Raw genomic sequence first — 13,479 nt, 5'->3', positions numbered from 1 at the left:
CTCCGACATAGACCACCGCTCACCATCCTGACCCACAGATCACCAAAAGGAGCATGACCATGTCAGCACAGGTTATCGACGGAAAGGCTTTTGCCGCCGAAGTGCGCGGCCAGGTGGCCGAGCACGTGGCACGGTTGAAGGCGGATCACAGCATCACGCCGGGGTTGGCGGTTGTCCTGGTGGGCGAGGACCCTGCGAGCCAGGTCTATGTGCGCTCCAAGGGCAAGCAGACGATCGAGGCGGGGATGAACTCCTACGAGCACAAGCTTGACGCCGACACGTCAGAGGCTGATTTGCTGGCCGTGGTGGACAAGCTGAACAAGGATCCTGCGGTGCATGGCATCCTTGTGCAGCTACCGCTGCCGAAACATCTGAACGAAGATCTGATCATCAATTCGATTGATCCGGCCAAGGATGTGGACGGGTTCCATATCTCGAACGTGGGGCTGCTGGGCACGGGGCAGAAGTCCATGGTGCCCTGTACGCCATTGGGCTGCCTGATGATGCTGCGCGATCACCACGGAAGCCTGTCCGGCATGGATGCGGTGGTGATCGGGCGGTCGAATATCGTGGGCAAGCCGATGGCGCAGCTTTTGCTGGGCGACAGCTGTACCGTGACAATTGCGCATAGCCGGACCAAAGATCTGGCGGATGTGGTGCGCCGTGCGGATATCGTCGTGGCCGCGGTGGGCCGTCCGGAAATGGTGCCGGGCGACTGGATCAAACCGGGGGCGACGGTGATCGACGTCGGGATCAACCGTATTGATGCGCCCGAGAAGGGCGAGGGCAAGAGCCGTCTGGTGGGCGACTGCCATTACGACAGCTGCGCCGAGGTGGCCGGAGCCATCACGCCGGTGCCCGGTGGTGTGGGTCCGATGACCATCGCCTGCTTGCTGGCCAACACCGTGACCGCCTGTTGCCGGGCAAACGGTGTGGACGAGCCCGAGGGTTTGACGGCTTGAGCCAAGTGCCGGGCTGAAGCCCGGCCTACACCTGATATCTAACTGCGGAGGCCGGGCATTTGCCCGGCTTTATCCGTTTTGCGCCTTGGGCATCGCGCAGAGCATTTCGAACAACAGGTTCGAGGCAATGAGCGCGGTTGTTCCGGTGGTGTCGAACGGTGGTGAGACTTCGACCAGATCGCCGCCGACGAGGTTCAGACCGGCGCATCCGCGGACGATTTCCAGCGCTTGCCAGGTGCTCAGCCCGCCCATTTCGACTGTGCCCGTACCGGGGGCAAAAGCCGGGTCAAGGCTGTCGATATCGTAGCTCAGGTAGACCGGGGCATTGCCGATCTTTTCCCGGATGTCGGCCATCAGGGGGGCCAGGGATTTGTACCAGCACTGCTCGGACGGGATCACGGTCCAGCCCTGATCTCGAGCCCAGTTCCAGTCGTCGGGGCTGTAGCCCGACCCGCGCAGGCCGATCTGCCAGACCTTGTCGTTTTGCAGGCAACCATCTTCCCAGGCGCGGCGGAACGGGGTGCCGTGGGCTTCTTTTTCGCCGAACATCTCGTCACTGGTGTCGGCATGGGCGTCGACATGGATCAGGGCGACGGGACCGTGCGTTTCCTTGATCGCGCGCAGGATCGGCCAGGTGAGAGTGTGATCGCCGCCGAGGGTCAGCGGGATGGTGCCGTGGGACAGCACCTCGCGGTAAAACTCGGTGATAATGTCTACGGTCTTTTTGAGATCGAACGTGTTGATCGGCACGTCGCCGATATCGGCCACCTGCATGTGTTCGAAAGGGGCCGCGCCGGTCGCCATATTGTAGGGGCGCATCATCCGGCTTTCCTCGCGGATCTGCCGGGGGCCAAGCCGCGTTCCGGGGCGGTTTGATGCGCCGTGGTCCATCGGGATGCCGACAAAACAGGCGTCCAGTCCTTCTGCGGTGGGGTGGGCCGGGAGCCGCATCATGGTGTTGGGGCCGGAAAAGCGCGGCGAGTCGTTGCCGCCAAGCGGTTGATTGTATTTGGGCATTTGCGGCTCCTTCACAGGTTGACGGGGATCATTGTGCCGGTCAGGCAGGCGACATGGCGTTCTGTGCCATCGGTTTCGGCGTAGACGTCAGATGTGACCACGATCAGACGTCGCCCCGGTTTGATCACGCGCCCGCGGGCGATCAGCCGGTCGCCCTTGGCCGGGGCAAGCAGGTTGATCTTGATCTCGGCGGTCACAACTTCCTGGGTGGCGGGGATCAGGGTCAGCGCGGCGTAGCCTGCGGCACTGTCACCGATGGCAAAGGTCAACGCGGCATGGGCGAAGCCCTGTTGCTGCCGGGACCCGGGTAGGATCGGGGCGGTGATCACGGCGTGCCCGTCTTCGGTTTCCAGAAGCGTGGCACCCAGGGTTGCCATCATGGATTGGCGGTCAAAACTGCTTTGAATACGGGGATCAATCGTCATGGGCGCAGGTGATCATGCCATGCGGGTCAAGACAAGGGGGCGCGGCCCGGCATCGGGATTTTGCAGGGTTTCGGCCCGGTCAGGATGGCCTGCGTGGCGGGTGACATCAGCGCCGTCAGCACCGGGTCATCACAGCGCAAACCGCCGGTAAACGCGCCATAGGCAGGCAGTATCAGGCGCGTGTCGTCAAAAAGAAAGCAGGCCCGCGTCAATGCGCGACCGCGCAGCGAAAGCGTGGCCTTGGGGTGGTAATGGCCCGAAACCTCGCCACGTGTAGGGGGCCGTTCGGCAATGTGCCGAAAGCAAAGCGGGCCAATCGAAAGATGTTTCATATGCGCACCGCCCAAGGCGACAGGGCCGGGATCGTGGTTGCCTTCGATCCAGACCCAGTCGCGCCCGGCCTGAAGGGTTGTCAGCGTCAGCCGATCGGCTTCGGGCAGGGCGCGGTCCAGATTGGGGGCATCAAAGCTGTCGCCAAGGCAGATCACCCGCTTGGCCCCGGTTGCGGTCAGGTCTGTGGCCAGCCGCGTCAGGGTTTCGGTGGTTTCGTACGGCGGGAGCTGTGCGCCACCAAAGCGCGCGGCGCGTGCGGATTTGCCAAGGTGAAGGTCTGACACGACAAGCAGGTTTTGCGCCCGCCAGAACAAAGCGCCGCTGGGCAGGGCGGTCAGGGTTTCAGACTGGAAGTCGAAATCAAGTGTGTTCATGGTTTGTTCATTGCGTGCCTCTGCCAAAATGGCAAGAGGCACGTTGATATCAGAGCATGGCCGGGACAACCTGATCCGGCGGGCGGTGCCCATCGGCAAAGGTCTTGACGTTGATGATGACCTTTTCGCCCATTTCAAGGCGGCCTTCCTCGGTGGCCGATCCCATATGCGGCAGCATCACGACATTTGGCATGTTGCGCAGTTCCGGCGCGCCGCGATGGCCGTGTTCGTAGACGTCCAATCCTGCCCCGGCAAGTTCACCTGCCTTAAGCATGCGGGTCAGGGCGTTTTCGTCGATCACTTCGCCACGGGATGTGTTGATGATCACGGCGCTGGGTTTCAGCAGTTTCAGACGCCGTGCGTTGAGCAGGTGGAAGGTCGAGGGCGTATGCGGGCAATTGACCGAAATGACATCCATCCGCGCGACCATCTGGTCGAGACTTTCCCAATAGGTCGCTCCCAGCGCGCCTTCGACCTCGGCGCGCAGGCGGCGGCGGTTGTGATAATGGATCTGCATGCCAAAGGCCTGTGCGCGTCGGGCGACGGCCTGTCCGATCCGCCCCATGCCGAGGATGCCAAGTCGCCGGCCGCCCAAACGTCCGCCAAGAAAGGCCGTGGGCGCCCAACCGTCCCATTCGCCGCTTTGCATGACGCTCAGGCCTTCCTGAATGCGGCGGGTTACACCCAGCATCAGGGCCAGAACCATGTCGGCGGTGTCTTCGGTGACAACGCCGGGCGTGTTCGACACGAGAATGCCCCGGCTGCGTGCGGTGTCGACGTCGATGTGATCGACGCCCGCGCCGAAATTCGCAATCAATCGCAGTTGTTCACCCGCCTGACCAATCAGCCCTGCATCAATCTTGTCGGTGACTGTTGGCACAAGCACATCAGCCTGTTTGACCGCCGCAGTCAGTTCAGATTGGGTCATGGGGGTGTCGGTGTCGCGCAGACGGACGTCGAAGAGTTCCTTCAACCGTGTCTCGACCGCGTCCGGCAAGCGTCGCGTCACAACAACACTCAGACGTTTTGATGGCATGTGAGGGCTCCCGCTACTTCCCCGAGGTGTCAGCTTTTGGCACAGTGTCCCAAAGGCGCGGCAGGCACAAGAACCTGCCGGAAAAAACCAAAAAACCGAGCAAGTTGAGGCGCATTTTATGAGCTGGCTTTCGTTTCGAACGATGTCGCGCGGCGGTGTGATCGCCGGGCTGATGCTAAGCCTGTTTGCAACCGCTCCTGCGTTTGCGGCAGAGCGGGGATCGGTGACGAATTTGCCGTTGCCACGGTTCGTGTCGATGAAGGCAAGCGAAGGCAACGTGCGGCGTGGGCCGTCGCTGTCGCACCGGATCGACTGGGTCTACAAACGCCGCAATATGCCGTTGCAGATCACGGCCGAGCATGGCCACTGGCGTCGAGTGCAGGATCGGGACGGGGCCGGGGGCTGGGTGCATTATGCGCTGCTGTCCGGTGTGCGGACCGCGATAGTCGAAAAAGACATGCTGAACCTTTACGCACGCCCTGATCTGTCCAGTCCGGTAAATGCACAATTGTCGCTTGGAGTGGTTGCCGAGGTGCGCAAATGCGAAATCGAGTGGTGCGAGTTGTCGGCAGGTGGTTACCGGGGGTGGGCCCGCAAGGGGGCATTCTGGGGCGTCAAACCTGACGAGCAATTCGAATAAAGCGGCGTTGCCAGAGGGCGCGTGCCGCGGCGATTACGCTGCTTCGTGCAGAAGGATCGCGGCCTCGGAGGCCGACAGGTTGCGCCGGACATACCCGCCATAGGTTTGCGGATTGTCTTCGACTTTTGGCACCATTTCCGACAACCGCGCGCGGTCGCGCGCGTCGAGGGTGGACAGCGCGGCATTGGCCGGGTGGAAACTTTCGGTCTGCACACCATTGGCGAACAGGATTTCGTGCTGCGGCAGCAGCATGTGCACATAGGTCACTTCGCGGATCGACAGGTCGACGGAAACGCGGTCATGGTCGATCAGATCACGTGCGGCCACCAGAACTTCGGGTGTGTTGAACAGATCAAGCGCGACGCGGCCTTTGACCAGCATCCGGTGTTCCGGAGACACCAGCAAATCCTCGTCGGGTTCATCCATGCCAAAAGCGCCGGCGCGAATCCGGATCGGGCGCAGCTTGGGCATCGCGAACAGCCGCGCGCCACTCATCCGGCGATGGCCCATCCACTGGATTGGCTGACAGCCATTGTCCTTGGTCTGTACGTAATCACCTTCGCGCAGGTCCTCGATCCGCTGGACACCATCGGGCGTCAGGATTTGCGTGCCGGGTGTGAAGCAGATGACAGCGCCCTGATGTTCGGCTGTGCTTTGGGGCAGGGAGGTGTTGAGCGACGCATGCACCACCCACAGGTCCTTGTCCTTGGGCGGTAAATTGTTGAGGAACATCAGCAAGGGCGGTTTGCGCGTGCCGGAGTCGATCAGCGTTACGGTATAGGTCTGGTGCCCGTCCGTGACGACAAAGCTTTTGTCGGCAATCGGGTGATCAATCGCGATCTTGTTCAGGTCATTGGTGTCGTCGACAGCCGCACCGACAAGTCGCCGCACCATGCGTGCCGCGCGCTTGCGTCGTTCGGTTTCGCCCTCTGCACCTTCAAGGCGCAACAAATCGTTTGGACCGTCCACGCGGACAGCGTCGCCCGCCCAACTCCACGCCGCACCAACATTCAGGAATTCGACCGGAGCCGCCTGAAGCGTATCGATTGTTGTTTGCGACCAAGAGATGACGAACGTGCCATTGAAAGCCGTTCCCATCGTCCCGTATGCCTGCTCTTCTTATATTTTTAACCAGCGTAAACATTGCGTGGCGCAAGAACAGGCAAAATCCCGCTCGACCGAATCAGTATGGCAAAATTGCTGTGGACCGTGATTCTTTCGCAACGGATGCCGCTACGTCACTCGGCTGGACGGAACCCGACGATCAATTGACGCAGGCCGAACGCAGCCCCGAGGAAGATCGAAAGGAATGTCACTGGCGCGCTGAACGACAGGACGGAAAAGGCGCTGATGCCCTGACCGACGGTGCATCCCAGTGCGATCACCGCGCCCGCGCCCATCAGTGCCGCGCCGAAGATCTGGCGTCGCAATTCGCGGGGGTCTTCGCAGGCTTCCCAGCGGAAATGCCCCTTGATCAGCGATCCGATAAACGCGCCGAACCAGACGCCTGCAACCGATCCGACCGCAAAGCTGATGGGTTGTGCAGAGCCGATCATCCACCACAGGATGCTTTCGCCCAAGGGCGCTGCAAAACTGTGCGAAACGACGGGCAGGGCTTCAAAGCCGTTTGCGGCCACCCATGCCGTACCGGCCCAGCCGCTGATCACTGCAAGCCCGACAACGCTGGCCCAGACAATGGACGACGGGCTGTCCAGCAACGCGCGGGAACTGAGCGATACGGCGAGCACGGCAAGCCCGATGCCGATGCCGATAAGGTGGGGCGATACCTGTATCCAGGACCCCAGAAGATGCGCGATCCCGGGCGGTGTTTCGCCGGGCACAACCGTGCTTTGTGGAAAGACCATTTCGCGTAACGGGGCGATGGGGCCGTTCAGCACCACGTAGGTGGACACCCCCATGACAAGCACGATGACAAAACTGCGCAGATCGCCGCCGCCCAGCCGGGCAATGGCCCCGAAGCCGCAGTTTCCGGCCAGGGCCATGCCGTAGCCAAACATCAAACCGCCAATCACCGAGGCCCAGGGCAGCCAGCGGATCGACAGGTAGAACGTGTCCGCGCCTTGCAGGAAACCACTGGCCATGAGGCCAAAACTGCCGGTCATGGCCACGCCAATGGCGATGCCCCACATGCGCAACCGCAGGTCCGACCCGCCATAAAGCACGTCTTCGATCGCGCCCAAGGTGCAGAACCGTCCCAGCCGTGCCGCCAGTCCAAGAAGGATCCCGCCGAATACGCCGACGCACGCGACAAGGATATGCTCAGGCATCATGTCCAGCATGGTCTGTCCTCCCGAAATTCAGGCTCCCGCAGGCAACTATGCGGTCAGGTGACGCCGCAAACAAGGGCGGAGTGATGTGTGGGTCAGTCGTCTTTGCAGAACAGGTCGTAGACGCATTCCAGCATCTTGCGCGGGCGGTCATCCGCAAGGCGGTAGTAGATCGTTTTGCCTTCGCGCCGGGGAATCACCAGGCCTTCCAACCGCAAGCGCGACAACTGCTGCGACACGGCCGCCTGGCGCGCGGCCAGCAGTTCTTCCAGTTCCGTCACGGATTTTTCGCCGGTGACCAGATGGCACAGGATCATCAACCGGCCTTCGTGGCTGATCGCCTTGAGGAAGTTCGACGCGATGGTCGCCTTGTCCGCGATGCGGTCCAGTTCTTCATCGTTCAGGTCCGGACTTAGCTGTGGAAGTGCCATGTCGCGCCTCTAGTTCTGGACCGTTTCGGCCCCGGTATCGGCCGTGTAGTCCGTATGATCCGACAAAAGCTTGGTCAGCAATGGCCAGAAAAAATCCTCTCCCGGGTAGCCTTCGAGCCGGGCGAGTTCCTGTCCGTCCTCTACCAGAATGAATGTCGGTGTGAAAACCACCCTGCGGGCATAGGTGATGCCGTCGGGCGGGCCTTCGCGCAAGTCTGCACGGATAAGCGGGGCGTATTGCCCTTCTGCCGTCTTGGGATAGGCGGGGGCGATTTCGGCGTCCCAGCGTTCGCAATACACGCATCCCGGCTGATCCACGATCACCAGATTGGGATCACTCGCCGCGATGCCCGCGCTGGACACGCCGAGAAGGAAAGCAGTGGCAAAAGCCAAGGGATTGAATGCGCGCATCACACACCAATTGACGGAATGATAACAAAACACCTAATTTGAATATGTGAATAATTCAAGGAATCTCCGCTCATGTTCGATATTTCCTACGCGGGTGCGGCATTTGCGGGCATTCTGAGTTTCTTTACGCCCTGCATCTTGCCGATGGTTCCATTTTATCTGTGTTACATGGCCGGAATTTCGATGAACGAGTTGCGGGGCGAAGAGGATGCCCCGTCGGGCATTGCCTGGAACCTTGTCCTGTCGGCTTGCCTGTTTGCGCTTGGGGTCACAACGATCTTTGTGCTTTTGGGCATGGGGGCGACGGCTGTTGGGCAGGCCTTTGCCGACTACCGGGATCCGCTGCGTTACGTGGCCGCGATCGTGCTGGCGGTGTTTGGCCTGCATTTTCTGGGCGTGATCCGTGTGCCCATCCTGTACCGCGAAGCGCGGGTCGAAGCGAAGGCAGAACCAACCACGTGGCTGGGGGCCTATGTCATGGGGCTTGCCTTTGGCTTTGGCTGGACGCCCTGTGTCGGGCCGGCGCTGGCGTCGATCCTGATGATTGCGGGCGGCATGGGGGACGTCTTCAAGGGCGGCGCGCTGTTGTTGGTGTATGGTCTGGGGATGACGTTGCCATTCGTGATCGCGGCGTTGTTTTCGGGGCCGTTCCTGCGGTGGACCGCACGGCACAGGGGGCTTTTGGGGCATGCTGAAAAAGTCATGGGCGGGATGCTCATCATTTTTGCGCTGCTGATTGCGACGAACAGTGTGAACCTGATTGCCGATGCCATGCTGCGCTGGTTCCCCGGCTGGGTGGCGATTGGGTGAAGTCAGAGGAGGAGGAAAAATGAGACATATCTTGGCAGGCGCGGTGGCGCTGTTGATGGCGGTTCCGGCTGGTGCGGCGGAATTGGGAGATGACGGCCTGCACAAGCAGCCGTGGATGCGGGACACATTCCTGGACCTGCGCGAAGACCTTGGCGAAGCCAATGCCGAGGGCAAACGGCTGGTGCTGTTTTTTGAACAGCGCGGCTGCATCTATTGCACCAAAATGCATGAAGAGGTGTTCTCGGATGCGACGGTCAGCGACTACATCAACGAGAACTATTATGTGGTGCAGCTGAACCTCTACGGCGATCTGGAAGTGACCGATTTCGACGGCGAAGTGTTGCCCGAAAAAGAGATGGCCCAAAGGTGGCGGGTCATGTTCACGCCCAGCATCGTGTTTCTGCCAGAAGAGGTGCCGGACGACCAAACAGCCCTGGACGCCGCCGTATCGGTGATGCCGGGGGCGTTCGGGAAAGGCACCACGCTGGACATGTTCACATGGGTTGCAGAAAAGCGGTATGCGCTTGATAACGGGGAAGATTTTCAACGCTATCACGCGCGCCGCATTCAGGAACGGAACAACGGAAGTTTCGACTAGGATGCGATAAAACGTACTCACTCATTCATTTCTATGAATTTGTTGTTGCGTGAATCGTGCGTCGTAGCCTACGGTAGGCAAAGCCAATGTCAGCCCGGGGGCAACGCCTGGGCGGTAAGGGAGGGACAATGAAGCTAACAGGACTTACTGCGGCGATCGCCTTGTGCGCGGGGGCCGCAATTGCGAACCCAATCTCGCCAAGCGAGATCGAATTTGATGAATACGGTGCCGTTCAGGCATCGCTGAGCGGTGCGCCGGGCGATGCAGAGCGGGGTGCCGAAATCATGGTGACCCGTTCCAAAGGAAATTGCGTGGCGTGCCATGCGATCACTGCTTTGAACGATGCACCGTTCCACGGCGAAGTGGGCCCAACGCTTGACGGCATTGCCGGCTACCGCAGCGCCGAAGAACTGCGCGGCATTGTGGCCAATGCGAAAATGACCTTCGACGGCAGCGTGATGCCCGCGTTCTACAAGACAAGTGGCTTTGTCCGGCCCGGTGACGGCTACACCGGCAAGGCAGCCAAGGAAGAAGACCTGACGCCCATTCTGACGGCGCAGGAAATTGAAGATGTGGTGGCGTTCCTGCTGACGTTGAAAGACGGCTGAGCGGACCCGGACTGAATTAGGAGACAGGAAATGGAGTTCACGAGACGCGAGACTCTGGCCCTTGGTGGGGCAGCGGCGCTGACGTTCTTGCTGCCGTTCCGCGCAAATGCGGCGGTCGAAGATCTGGTTAACGAATTTACAGGCGGTGCTGATCTGGCAGATGCCGGTGTTGAACTGACGGCACCAGAGATTGCGGAAAACGGCAACACGGTTCCGATCGAAGTGTCCGCACCCGGCGCAAGCGCCATCATGGTTCTGGCGGCTGGCAACCCAACGCCGCCCGTCGCAACGTTCAACTTTGGCCCGCTGGCGGCATCGCAGGCGGCTAGCACACGCATCCGTCTGGCGGGGACGCAGGACGTGATCGCGATTGCCAAGCTTGCCGATGGCAGCTTTGCGCGCAGCGCCAAGACCGTGAAGGTCACCATCGGCGGCTGCGGCGGCTAACGGTCAACAACAGATTTCAGGAGAGACAACATGGCATCCGGTGTAAAACCCCGCGTCAAAGTTCCAAAATCCGCCGCTGCTGGCGATGCGATCACCATCAAAACGCTGATCAGCCACCAGATGGAATCCGGTCAGCGCAAAGACAAAGACGGCAACACAATCCCACGGTCGATCATCAATCGCTTTACCTGCGACTTTAACGGTCAGAACGTTGTGGACGTGAAGATGGAGCCCGCGATTTCGACCAACCCGTATATCGAATTTGAATCGACCGTGCCCGAGGCCGGTGAATTCAAGTTCACATGGTATGACGACGACGGGTCGATTTACGACACAACCAAAAAGATCGCCATCGGCTGATCCTGACCCTGCTCCGCATTGCGGGGCAGGGCGCAAAGACCCATCGGACACATGATGGGATAGCCAAAAGGGAGGGACATCTATGAAAATGAAGGCGATGACCGCGCTGTGCGCGACACTTGCCCTAAGCGCGCCGCTGGTGATGGCAGGCGGTGCTGACGATGACAAGATGGTCATCAATGGCGAGACCGAGATGGTGACGAAGACCACGGCTCCGGCACATATGGAGAACGTGAGCGAGATCATGTCGGGCTGGCATTTCCGGTCGGACGAGACACAGGCGCTGCAGCTTGATGATTTCGACAATCCGGGCATGATCTTTGTGGATCAGGCACTTGATGCGTGGAACACGGTCGAAGGCTCTGCCGAAAAGGCGTGCGCGTCCTGCCACGAAGGGCCGGAGTCCATGAAAGGCGTGCGGGCTGTCTATCCGAAATGGAATGCGGACGCAGGCGAGATGCGCACCCTTGCGATGCAGATCAACGACTGCCGCGAGAACCAGATGGGCGCGGAAAAGTACAAGTACGACTCTGTGCCGATGGCGTCGATGGAGGCTCTGATCTCTGTCCAGTCGCGGGGCATGCCGGTGAATGTGGCCATCGACGGAGAGGCTGCACCCTATTGGGAAGCAGGCAAGGAACTGTACTACACACGGACTGGCCAGCTTGAGCTGTCCTGCGCGAATTGCCACGAAGATAACTATGGCAACTACATTCGTGCGGACCACCTCAGCCAGGGCCAGATCAATGGCTTCCCGGTGTATCGTCTGAAAAACGCCAAGCTGAACACCGCACATGGCCGTTTCAAGGGCTGTGTCCGGGACACACGGGCCGAAACCTACAGCCCCGGGTCGCCCGAGTTCGTGGCGCTCGAGCTCTATGTCGCATCGCGCGGCAATGGTCTGTCGGTCGAAGGACCGTCCGTCAGAAACTGATCACATGACCCCGCGCTGTCGTGGCGCGGGGTTTTTGACTGCCAACCTATTCACACATGCGAATGTGTGGAGGATGTGAACAAGAAAGACCCCCTCATGATTTCAAGACGCGATTTCCTTCAGGTTTCGATGGCAGCCTCCGCGCTGGTCGGCGCGTCCGGTTTCGGCAATTGGTCCCGGCTCGCCGCGCAACAGGCGTTGACGCAGGACCAGCTTTTGCAGTTCGACACGTTCGGCAATGTCTCTTTGATCCACGTGACCGACATCCATGCCCAGCTGAAGCCGATCTATTTCCGCGAACCGTCGGTGAATATCGGTGTGGGGGACAACCGCGGTGCTGTCCCGCATGTCACCGGTGCAGATTTCCGCAAGCTGTACGGGATCGACGATGGCAGCCCGTCACATTATGCGCTCAGCTCGGGTGATTTCTCCTCCCTGGCCCAGGCTTACGGGCGCGTCGGTGGCCTGGATCGCGTGGCCACGGTGGTCAACGCGATCCGCGCTGACCGGCCGGATGCGCTGCTGCTGGACGGGGGCGATACGTGGCACGGGTCGTACACCTGCTATCACACCGAAGGGCAGGACATGGTCAACGCCATGAACGGGCTCAAGCCCGACGCCATGACCTTCCACTGGGAATTCACGCTTGGGTCCGACCGGGTCGCCGAGATTGTCGAAGGGTTGCCCTTTGCGGCGCTGGGCCAGAACATCTTTGATGCGGAATGGGATGAACCGGCTGAATTGTTCCCGCCGTACCAGTTCTTCGAACGCGGTGGCGTCAAGATCGCCGTGATCGGTCAGGCCTTCCCCTACATGCCGATTGCCAACCCGCGCTGGATGTTCCCGGAGTATTCCTTCGGCATCCGTGATGAGAACATGCAGGCGATGGTGGACGAGGTGCGCGCCCAAGGGGCCGAATGTGTCGTCTGCCTGAGCCATAACGGGTTCGACGTTGACAAGAAGATGGCCAGCGTTGTGACCGGGATTGATGTGATCCTGTCGGGCCACACGCATGACGCGCTGCCCGAGCCGGTTCTGGTGGGCGAAACAATCATCGTGGCCTCTGGTTCGAACGGCAAATTTGTCAGCCGCGTCGATCTGGATATTCAGAACGGCCGCATGATGGGGTTCCGGCACAAGCTGATCCCGATCTTCTCGGACGTGATCACACCTGATGCGGAGATGACCGCGCTGATCGACGAACAGCGCGCGCCGTTCAAGGCCGACCTGGAAGAGGTGATCGGCCAGACCGAAAGCCTCTTGTATCGCCGGGGCAACTTTAACGGATCGTGGGACGATCTGATCTGCGATGCGTTGCTCAGCGAACGCGAGGCCGACATTGCCCTGTCACCCGGTGTGCGCTGGGGGCCAAGCCTGATCCCCGGACAGGACATCACACGCGAAGACATCTGGAATGTCACGTCGATGACATATGGCGAAGCGTACCGCACTGAAATGACAGGGGAATTCCTCAAAGTCGTTCTTGAGGACGTGGCCGACAACATCTTCAACCCCGACCCCTATTACCAGCAGGGCGGCGACATGGTGCGCGTTGGCGGGCTGGGCTACCGGATCGACGTGACCAAACCGCAGGGTGAGCGCATCAGCGAGATGACGCTGCTGCGCAATGGCGAAGCGATTGATCCGTCAAAGAATTACGTGGTGGCCGGATGGGCCTCGGTGAACGAGGGCACGGAAGGTCCGCAAATTTGGGACGTTGTTGAAGCACATATCAAGAAGCTTGGCACCGTTACCGTGAATGACAACAACAGCGTCACGGTTGTGGGCGCGTAACCGATCGGAGT

Annotated in this window: 17 protein-coding genes; 9 read left to right on the top strand and 8 right to left on the bottom strand. The window is 60.4% G+C overall.

Features of this window, described 5'->3' with window-relative positions:
* The first annotated feature begins 59 nt into the window (after positions 1-59).
* Positions 60-962, top strand: a complete 903-nt coding sequence (gene folD, locus MWU54_RS18290; RefSeq protein ID WP_247086640.1) for a bifunctional methylenetetrahydrofolate dehydrogenase/methenyltetrahydrofolate cyclohydrolase FolD — start codon at positions 60-62, stop codon at positions 960-962.
* 69 nt (positions 963-1,031) lie between these two features.
* Here the strand turns inward: folD and speB are convergent, their stop codons facing one another.
* The 4 genes from speB to MWU54_RS18270 are packed head-to-tail and all read right to left on the bottom strand — an operon-like array spanning position 1,032 to position 4,147.
* Positions 1,032-1,979 carry an agmatinase gene (speB, locus tag MWU54_RS18285; protein WP_247086638.1) on the bottom strand — a complete coding sequence of 316 codons (948 nt, stop codon included), beginning with the start codon at positions 1,977-1,979 and terminating at the stop codon, positions 1,032-1,034.
* 11 nt (positions 1,980-1,990) lie between these two features.
* Positions 1,991-2,404, bottom strand: a complete 414-nt coding sequence (locus tag MWU54_RS18280) for a PaaI family thioesterase (RefSeq protein ID WP_247086636.1) — start codon at positions 2,402-2,404, stop codon at positions 1,991-1,993.
* Between the two features lie 26 nt (positions 2,405-2,430).
* Complete coding sequence (pdeM, locus tag MWU54_RS18275) at positions 2,431-3,111, bottom strand: ligase-associated DNA damage response endonuclease PdeM (protein WP_247086634.1); 681 nt, start codon at positions 3,109-3,111, stop codon at positions 2,431-2,433.
* A 49-nt stretch (positions 3,112-3,160) separates the two neighbouring features.
* The gene (locus MWU54_RS18270) at positions 3,161-4,147 is read right to left on the bottom strand and encodes a D-glycerate dehydrogenase (protein ID WP_247086632.1); all 987 of its coding nucleotides are present in this window, start codon (positions 4,145-4,147) and stop codon (positions 3,161-3,163) included.
* A gap of 172 nt (positions 4,148-4,319) precedes the next feature.
* Between MWU54_RS18270 and MWU54_RS18265 the strand changes: the two genes are divergently transcribed.
* Positions 4,320-4,787: an SH3 domain-containing protein gene (locus tag MWU54_RS18265; protein WP_247086644.1), complete on the top strand. Its 468-nt coding sequence runs from the start codon at positions 4,320-4,322 to the stop codon at positions 4,785-4,787.
* Between the two features lie 33 nt (positions 4,788-4,820).
* Here MWU54_RS18265 and MWU54_RS18260 read toward each other — a convergent pair whose 3' ends face one another.
* The 4 genes from MWU54_RS18260 to MWU54_RS18245 form a co-directional block, all read right to left on the bottom strand.
* Positions 4,821-5,885: a Hint domain-containing protein gene (locus tag MWU54_RS18260; RefSeq protein ID WP_247086630.1), complete on the bottom strand. Its 1,065-nt coding sequence runs from the start codon at positions 5,883-5,885 to the stop codon at positions 4,821-4,823.
* A gap of 140 nt (positions 5,886-6,025) precedes the next feature.
* Complete coding sequence (locus tag MWU54_RS18255) at positions 6,026-7,087, bottom strand: YeeE/YedE family protein (RefSeq protein WP_247086628.1); 1,062 nt, start codon at positions 7,085-7,087, stop codon at positions 6,026-6,028.
* Positions 7,088-7,170: 83 nt separating this feature from the next.
* Positions 7,171-7,506 carry a metalloregulator ArsR/SmtB family transcription factor gene (locus MWU54_RS18250; RefSeq protein WP_247086626.1) on the bottom strand — a complete coding sequence of 112 codons (336 nt, stop codon included), beginning with the start codon at positions 7,504-7,506 and terminating at the stop codon, positions 7,171-7,173.
* Positions 7,507-7,515: 9 nt separating this feature from the next.
* Positions 7,516-7,899: a thioredoxin family protein gene (locus MWU54_RS18245; protein ID WP_247086624.1), complete on the bottom strand. Its 384-nt coding sequence runs from the start codon at positions 7,897-7,899 to the stop codon at positions 7,516-7,518.
* A gap of 90 nt (positions 7,900-7,989) precedes the next feature.
* Here MWU54_RS18245 and MWU54_RS18240 point away from each other — a divergent pair, with 90 nt between their 5' ends.
* From MWU54_RS18240 to soxB, 7 genes are all read left to right on the top strand, one after another.
* Positions 7,990-8,727 (top strand): cytochrome c biogenesis protein CcdA, encoded by a 738-nt coding sequence (locus MWU54_RS18240; protein ID WP_247086622.1) that lies wholly within the window; start codon positions 7,990-7,992, stop codon positions 8,725-8,727.
* A gap of 19 nt (positions 8,728-8,746) precedes the next feature.
* Positions 8,747-9,325, top strand: coding sequence for a thioredoxin family protein (locus MWU54_RS18235; RefSeq protein WP_247086620.1), 579 nt, complete (start codon positions 8,747-8,749; stop codon positions 9,323-9,325).
* A gap of 128 nt (positions 9,326-9,453) precedes the next feature.
* Positions 9,454-9,933 (top strand): sulfur oxidation c-type cytochrome SoxX, encoded by a 480-nt coding sequence (gene soxX, locus MWU54_RS18230; RefSeq protein WP_247086618.1) that lies wholly within the window; start codon positions 9,454-9,456, stop codon positions 9,931-9,933.
* 30 nt (positions 9,934-9,963) lie between these two features.
* Positions 9,964-10,380, top strand: coding sequence for a thiosulfate oxidation carrier protein SoxY (gene soxY, locus MWU54_RS18225; RefSeq protein WP_247086616.1), 417 nt, complete (start codon positions 9,964-9,966; stop codon positions 10,378-10,380).
* Positions 10,381-10,410: 30 nt separating this feature from the next.
* The gene (gene soxZ, locus MWU54_RS18220) at positions 10,411-10,740 is read left to right on the top strand and encodes a thiosulfate oxidation carrier complex protein SoxZ (RefSeq protein ID WP_247086614.1); all 330 of its coding nucleotides are present in this window, start codon (positions 10,411-10,413) and stop codon (positions 10,738-10,740) included.
* An 82-nt stretch (positions 10,741-10,822) separates the two neighbouring features.
* Positions 10,823-11,674 carry a sulfur oxidation c-type cytochrome SoxA gene (soxA, locus tag MWU54_RS18215; protein WP_247086612.1) on the top strand — a complete coding sequence of 284 codons (852 nt, stop codon included), beginning with the start codon at positions 10,823-10,825 and terminating at the stop codon, positions 11,672-11,674.
* Between the two features lie 96 nt (positions 11,675-11,770).
* Positions 11,771-13,468 (top strand): thiosulfohydrolase SoxB, encoded by a 1,698-nt coding sequence (gene soxB / locus MWU54_RS18210; protein ID WP_247086610.1) that lies wholly within the window; start codon positions 11,771-11,773, stop codon positions 13,466-13,468.
* Positions 13,469-13,479: the final 11 nt, after the last annotated feature.

Origin of the sequence: Marivita sp. S6314 (genome assembly GCF_023015985.1) — a bacterium.
Taxonomy (GTDB): domain Bacteria; phylum Pseudomonadota; class Alphaproteobacteria; order Rhodobacterales; family Rhodobacteraceae; genus Marivita.
This window is presented reverse-complemented; position numbering and strand designations above follow the sequence as displayed.

Bases quoted from the DNA above. Each gene is read 5' to 3' on its own strand.
- soxY (WP_247086616.1), top strand. From the start codon at position 9,964: ATGGAGTTCACGAGACGCGAGACTCTGGCCCTTGGTGGGGCAGCGGCG.
- MWU54_RS18270 (WP_247086632.1), bottom strand. From the start codon at position 4,147: ATGCCATCAAAACGTCTGAGTGTTGTTGTGACGCGACGCTTGCCGGAC.
- MWU54_RS18250 (WP_247086626.1), bottom strand. From the start codon at position 7,506: ATGGCACTTCCACAGCTAAGTCCGGACCTGAACGATGAAGAACTGGAC.
- MWU54_RS18265 (WP_247086644.1), top strand. From the start codon at position 4,320: ATGCTAAGCCTGTTTGCAACCGCTCCTGCGTTTGCGGCAGAGCGGGGA.
- folD (WP_247086640.1), top strand. From the start codon at position 60: ATGTCAGCACAGGTTATCGACGGAAAGGCTTTTGCCGCCGAAGTGCGC.
- soxB (WP_247086610.1), top strand. From the start codon at position 11,771: ATGATTTCAAGACGCGATTTCCTTCAGGTTTCGATGGCAGCCTCCGCG.
- pdeM (WP_247086634.1), bottom strand. From the start codon at position 3,111: ATGAACACACTTGATTTCGACTTCCAGTCTGAAACCCTGACCGCCCTG.
- soxZ (WP_247086614.1), top strand. From the start codon at position 10,411: ATGGCATCCGGTGTAAAACCCCGCGTCAAAGTTCCAAAATCCGCCGCT.
- speB (WP_247086638.1), bottom strand. From the start codon at position 1,979: ATGCCCAAATACAATCAACCGCTTGGCGGCAACGACTCGCCGCGCTTT.
- MWU54_RS18240 (WP_247086622.1), top strand. From the start codon at position 7,990: ATGTTCGATATTTCCTACGCGGGTGCGGCATTTGCGGGCATTCTGAGT.
- soxX (WP_247086618.1), top strand. From the start codon at position 9,454: ATGAAGCTAACAGGACTTACTGCGGCGATCGCCTTGTGCGCGGGGGCC.
- MWU54_RS18280 (WP_247086636.1), bottom strand. From the start codon at position 2,404: ATGACGATTGATCCCCGTATTCAAAGCAGTTTTGACCGCCAATCCATG.
- MWU54_RS18255 (WP_247086628.1), bottom strand. From the start codon at position 7,087: ATGCTGGACATGATGCCTGAGCATATCCTTGTCGCGTGCGTCGGCGTA.
- soxA (WP_247086612.1), top strand. From the start codon at position 10,823: ATGAAAATGAAGGCGATGACCGCGCTGTGCGCGACACTTGCCCTAAGC.
- MWU54_RS18260 (WP_247086630.1), bottom strand. From the start codon at position 5,885: ATGGGAACGGCTTTCAATGGCACGTTCGTCATCTCTTGGTCGCAAACA.
- MWU54_RS18235 (WP_247086620.1), top strand. From the start codon at position 8,747: ATGAGACATATCTTGGCAGGCGCGGTGGCGCTGTTGATGGCGGTTCCG.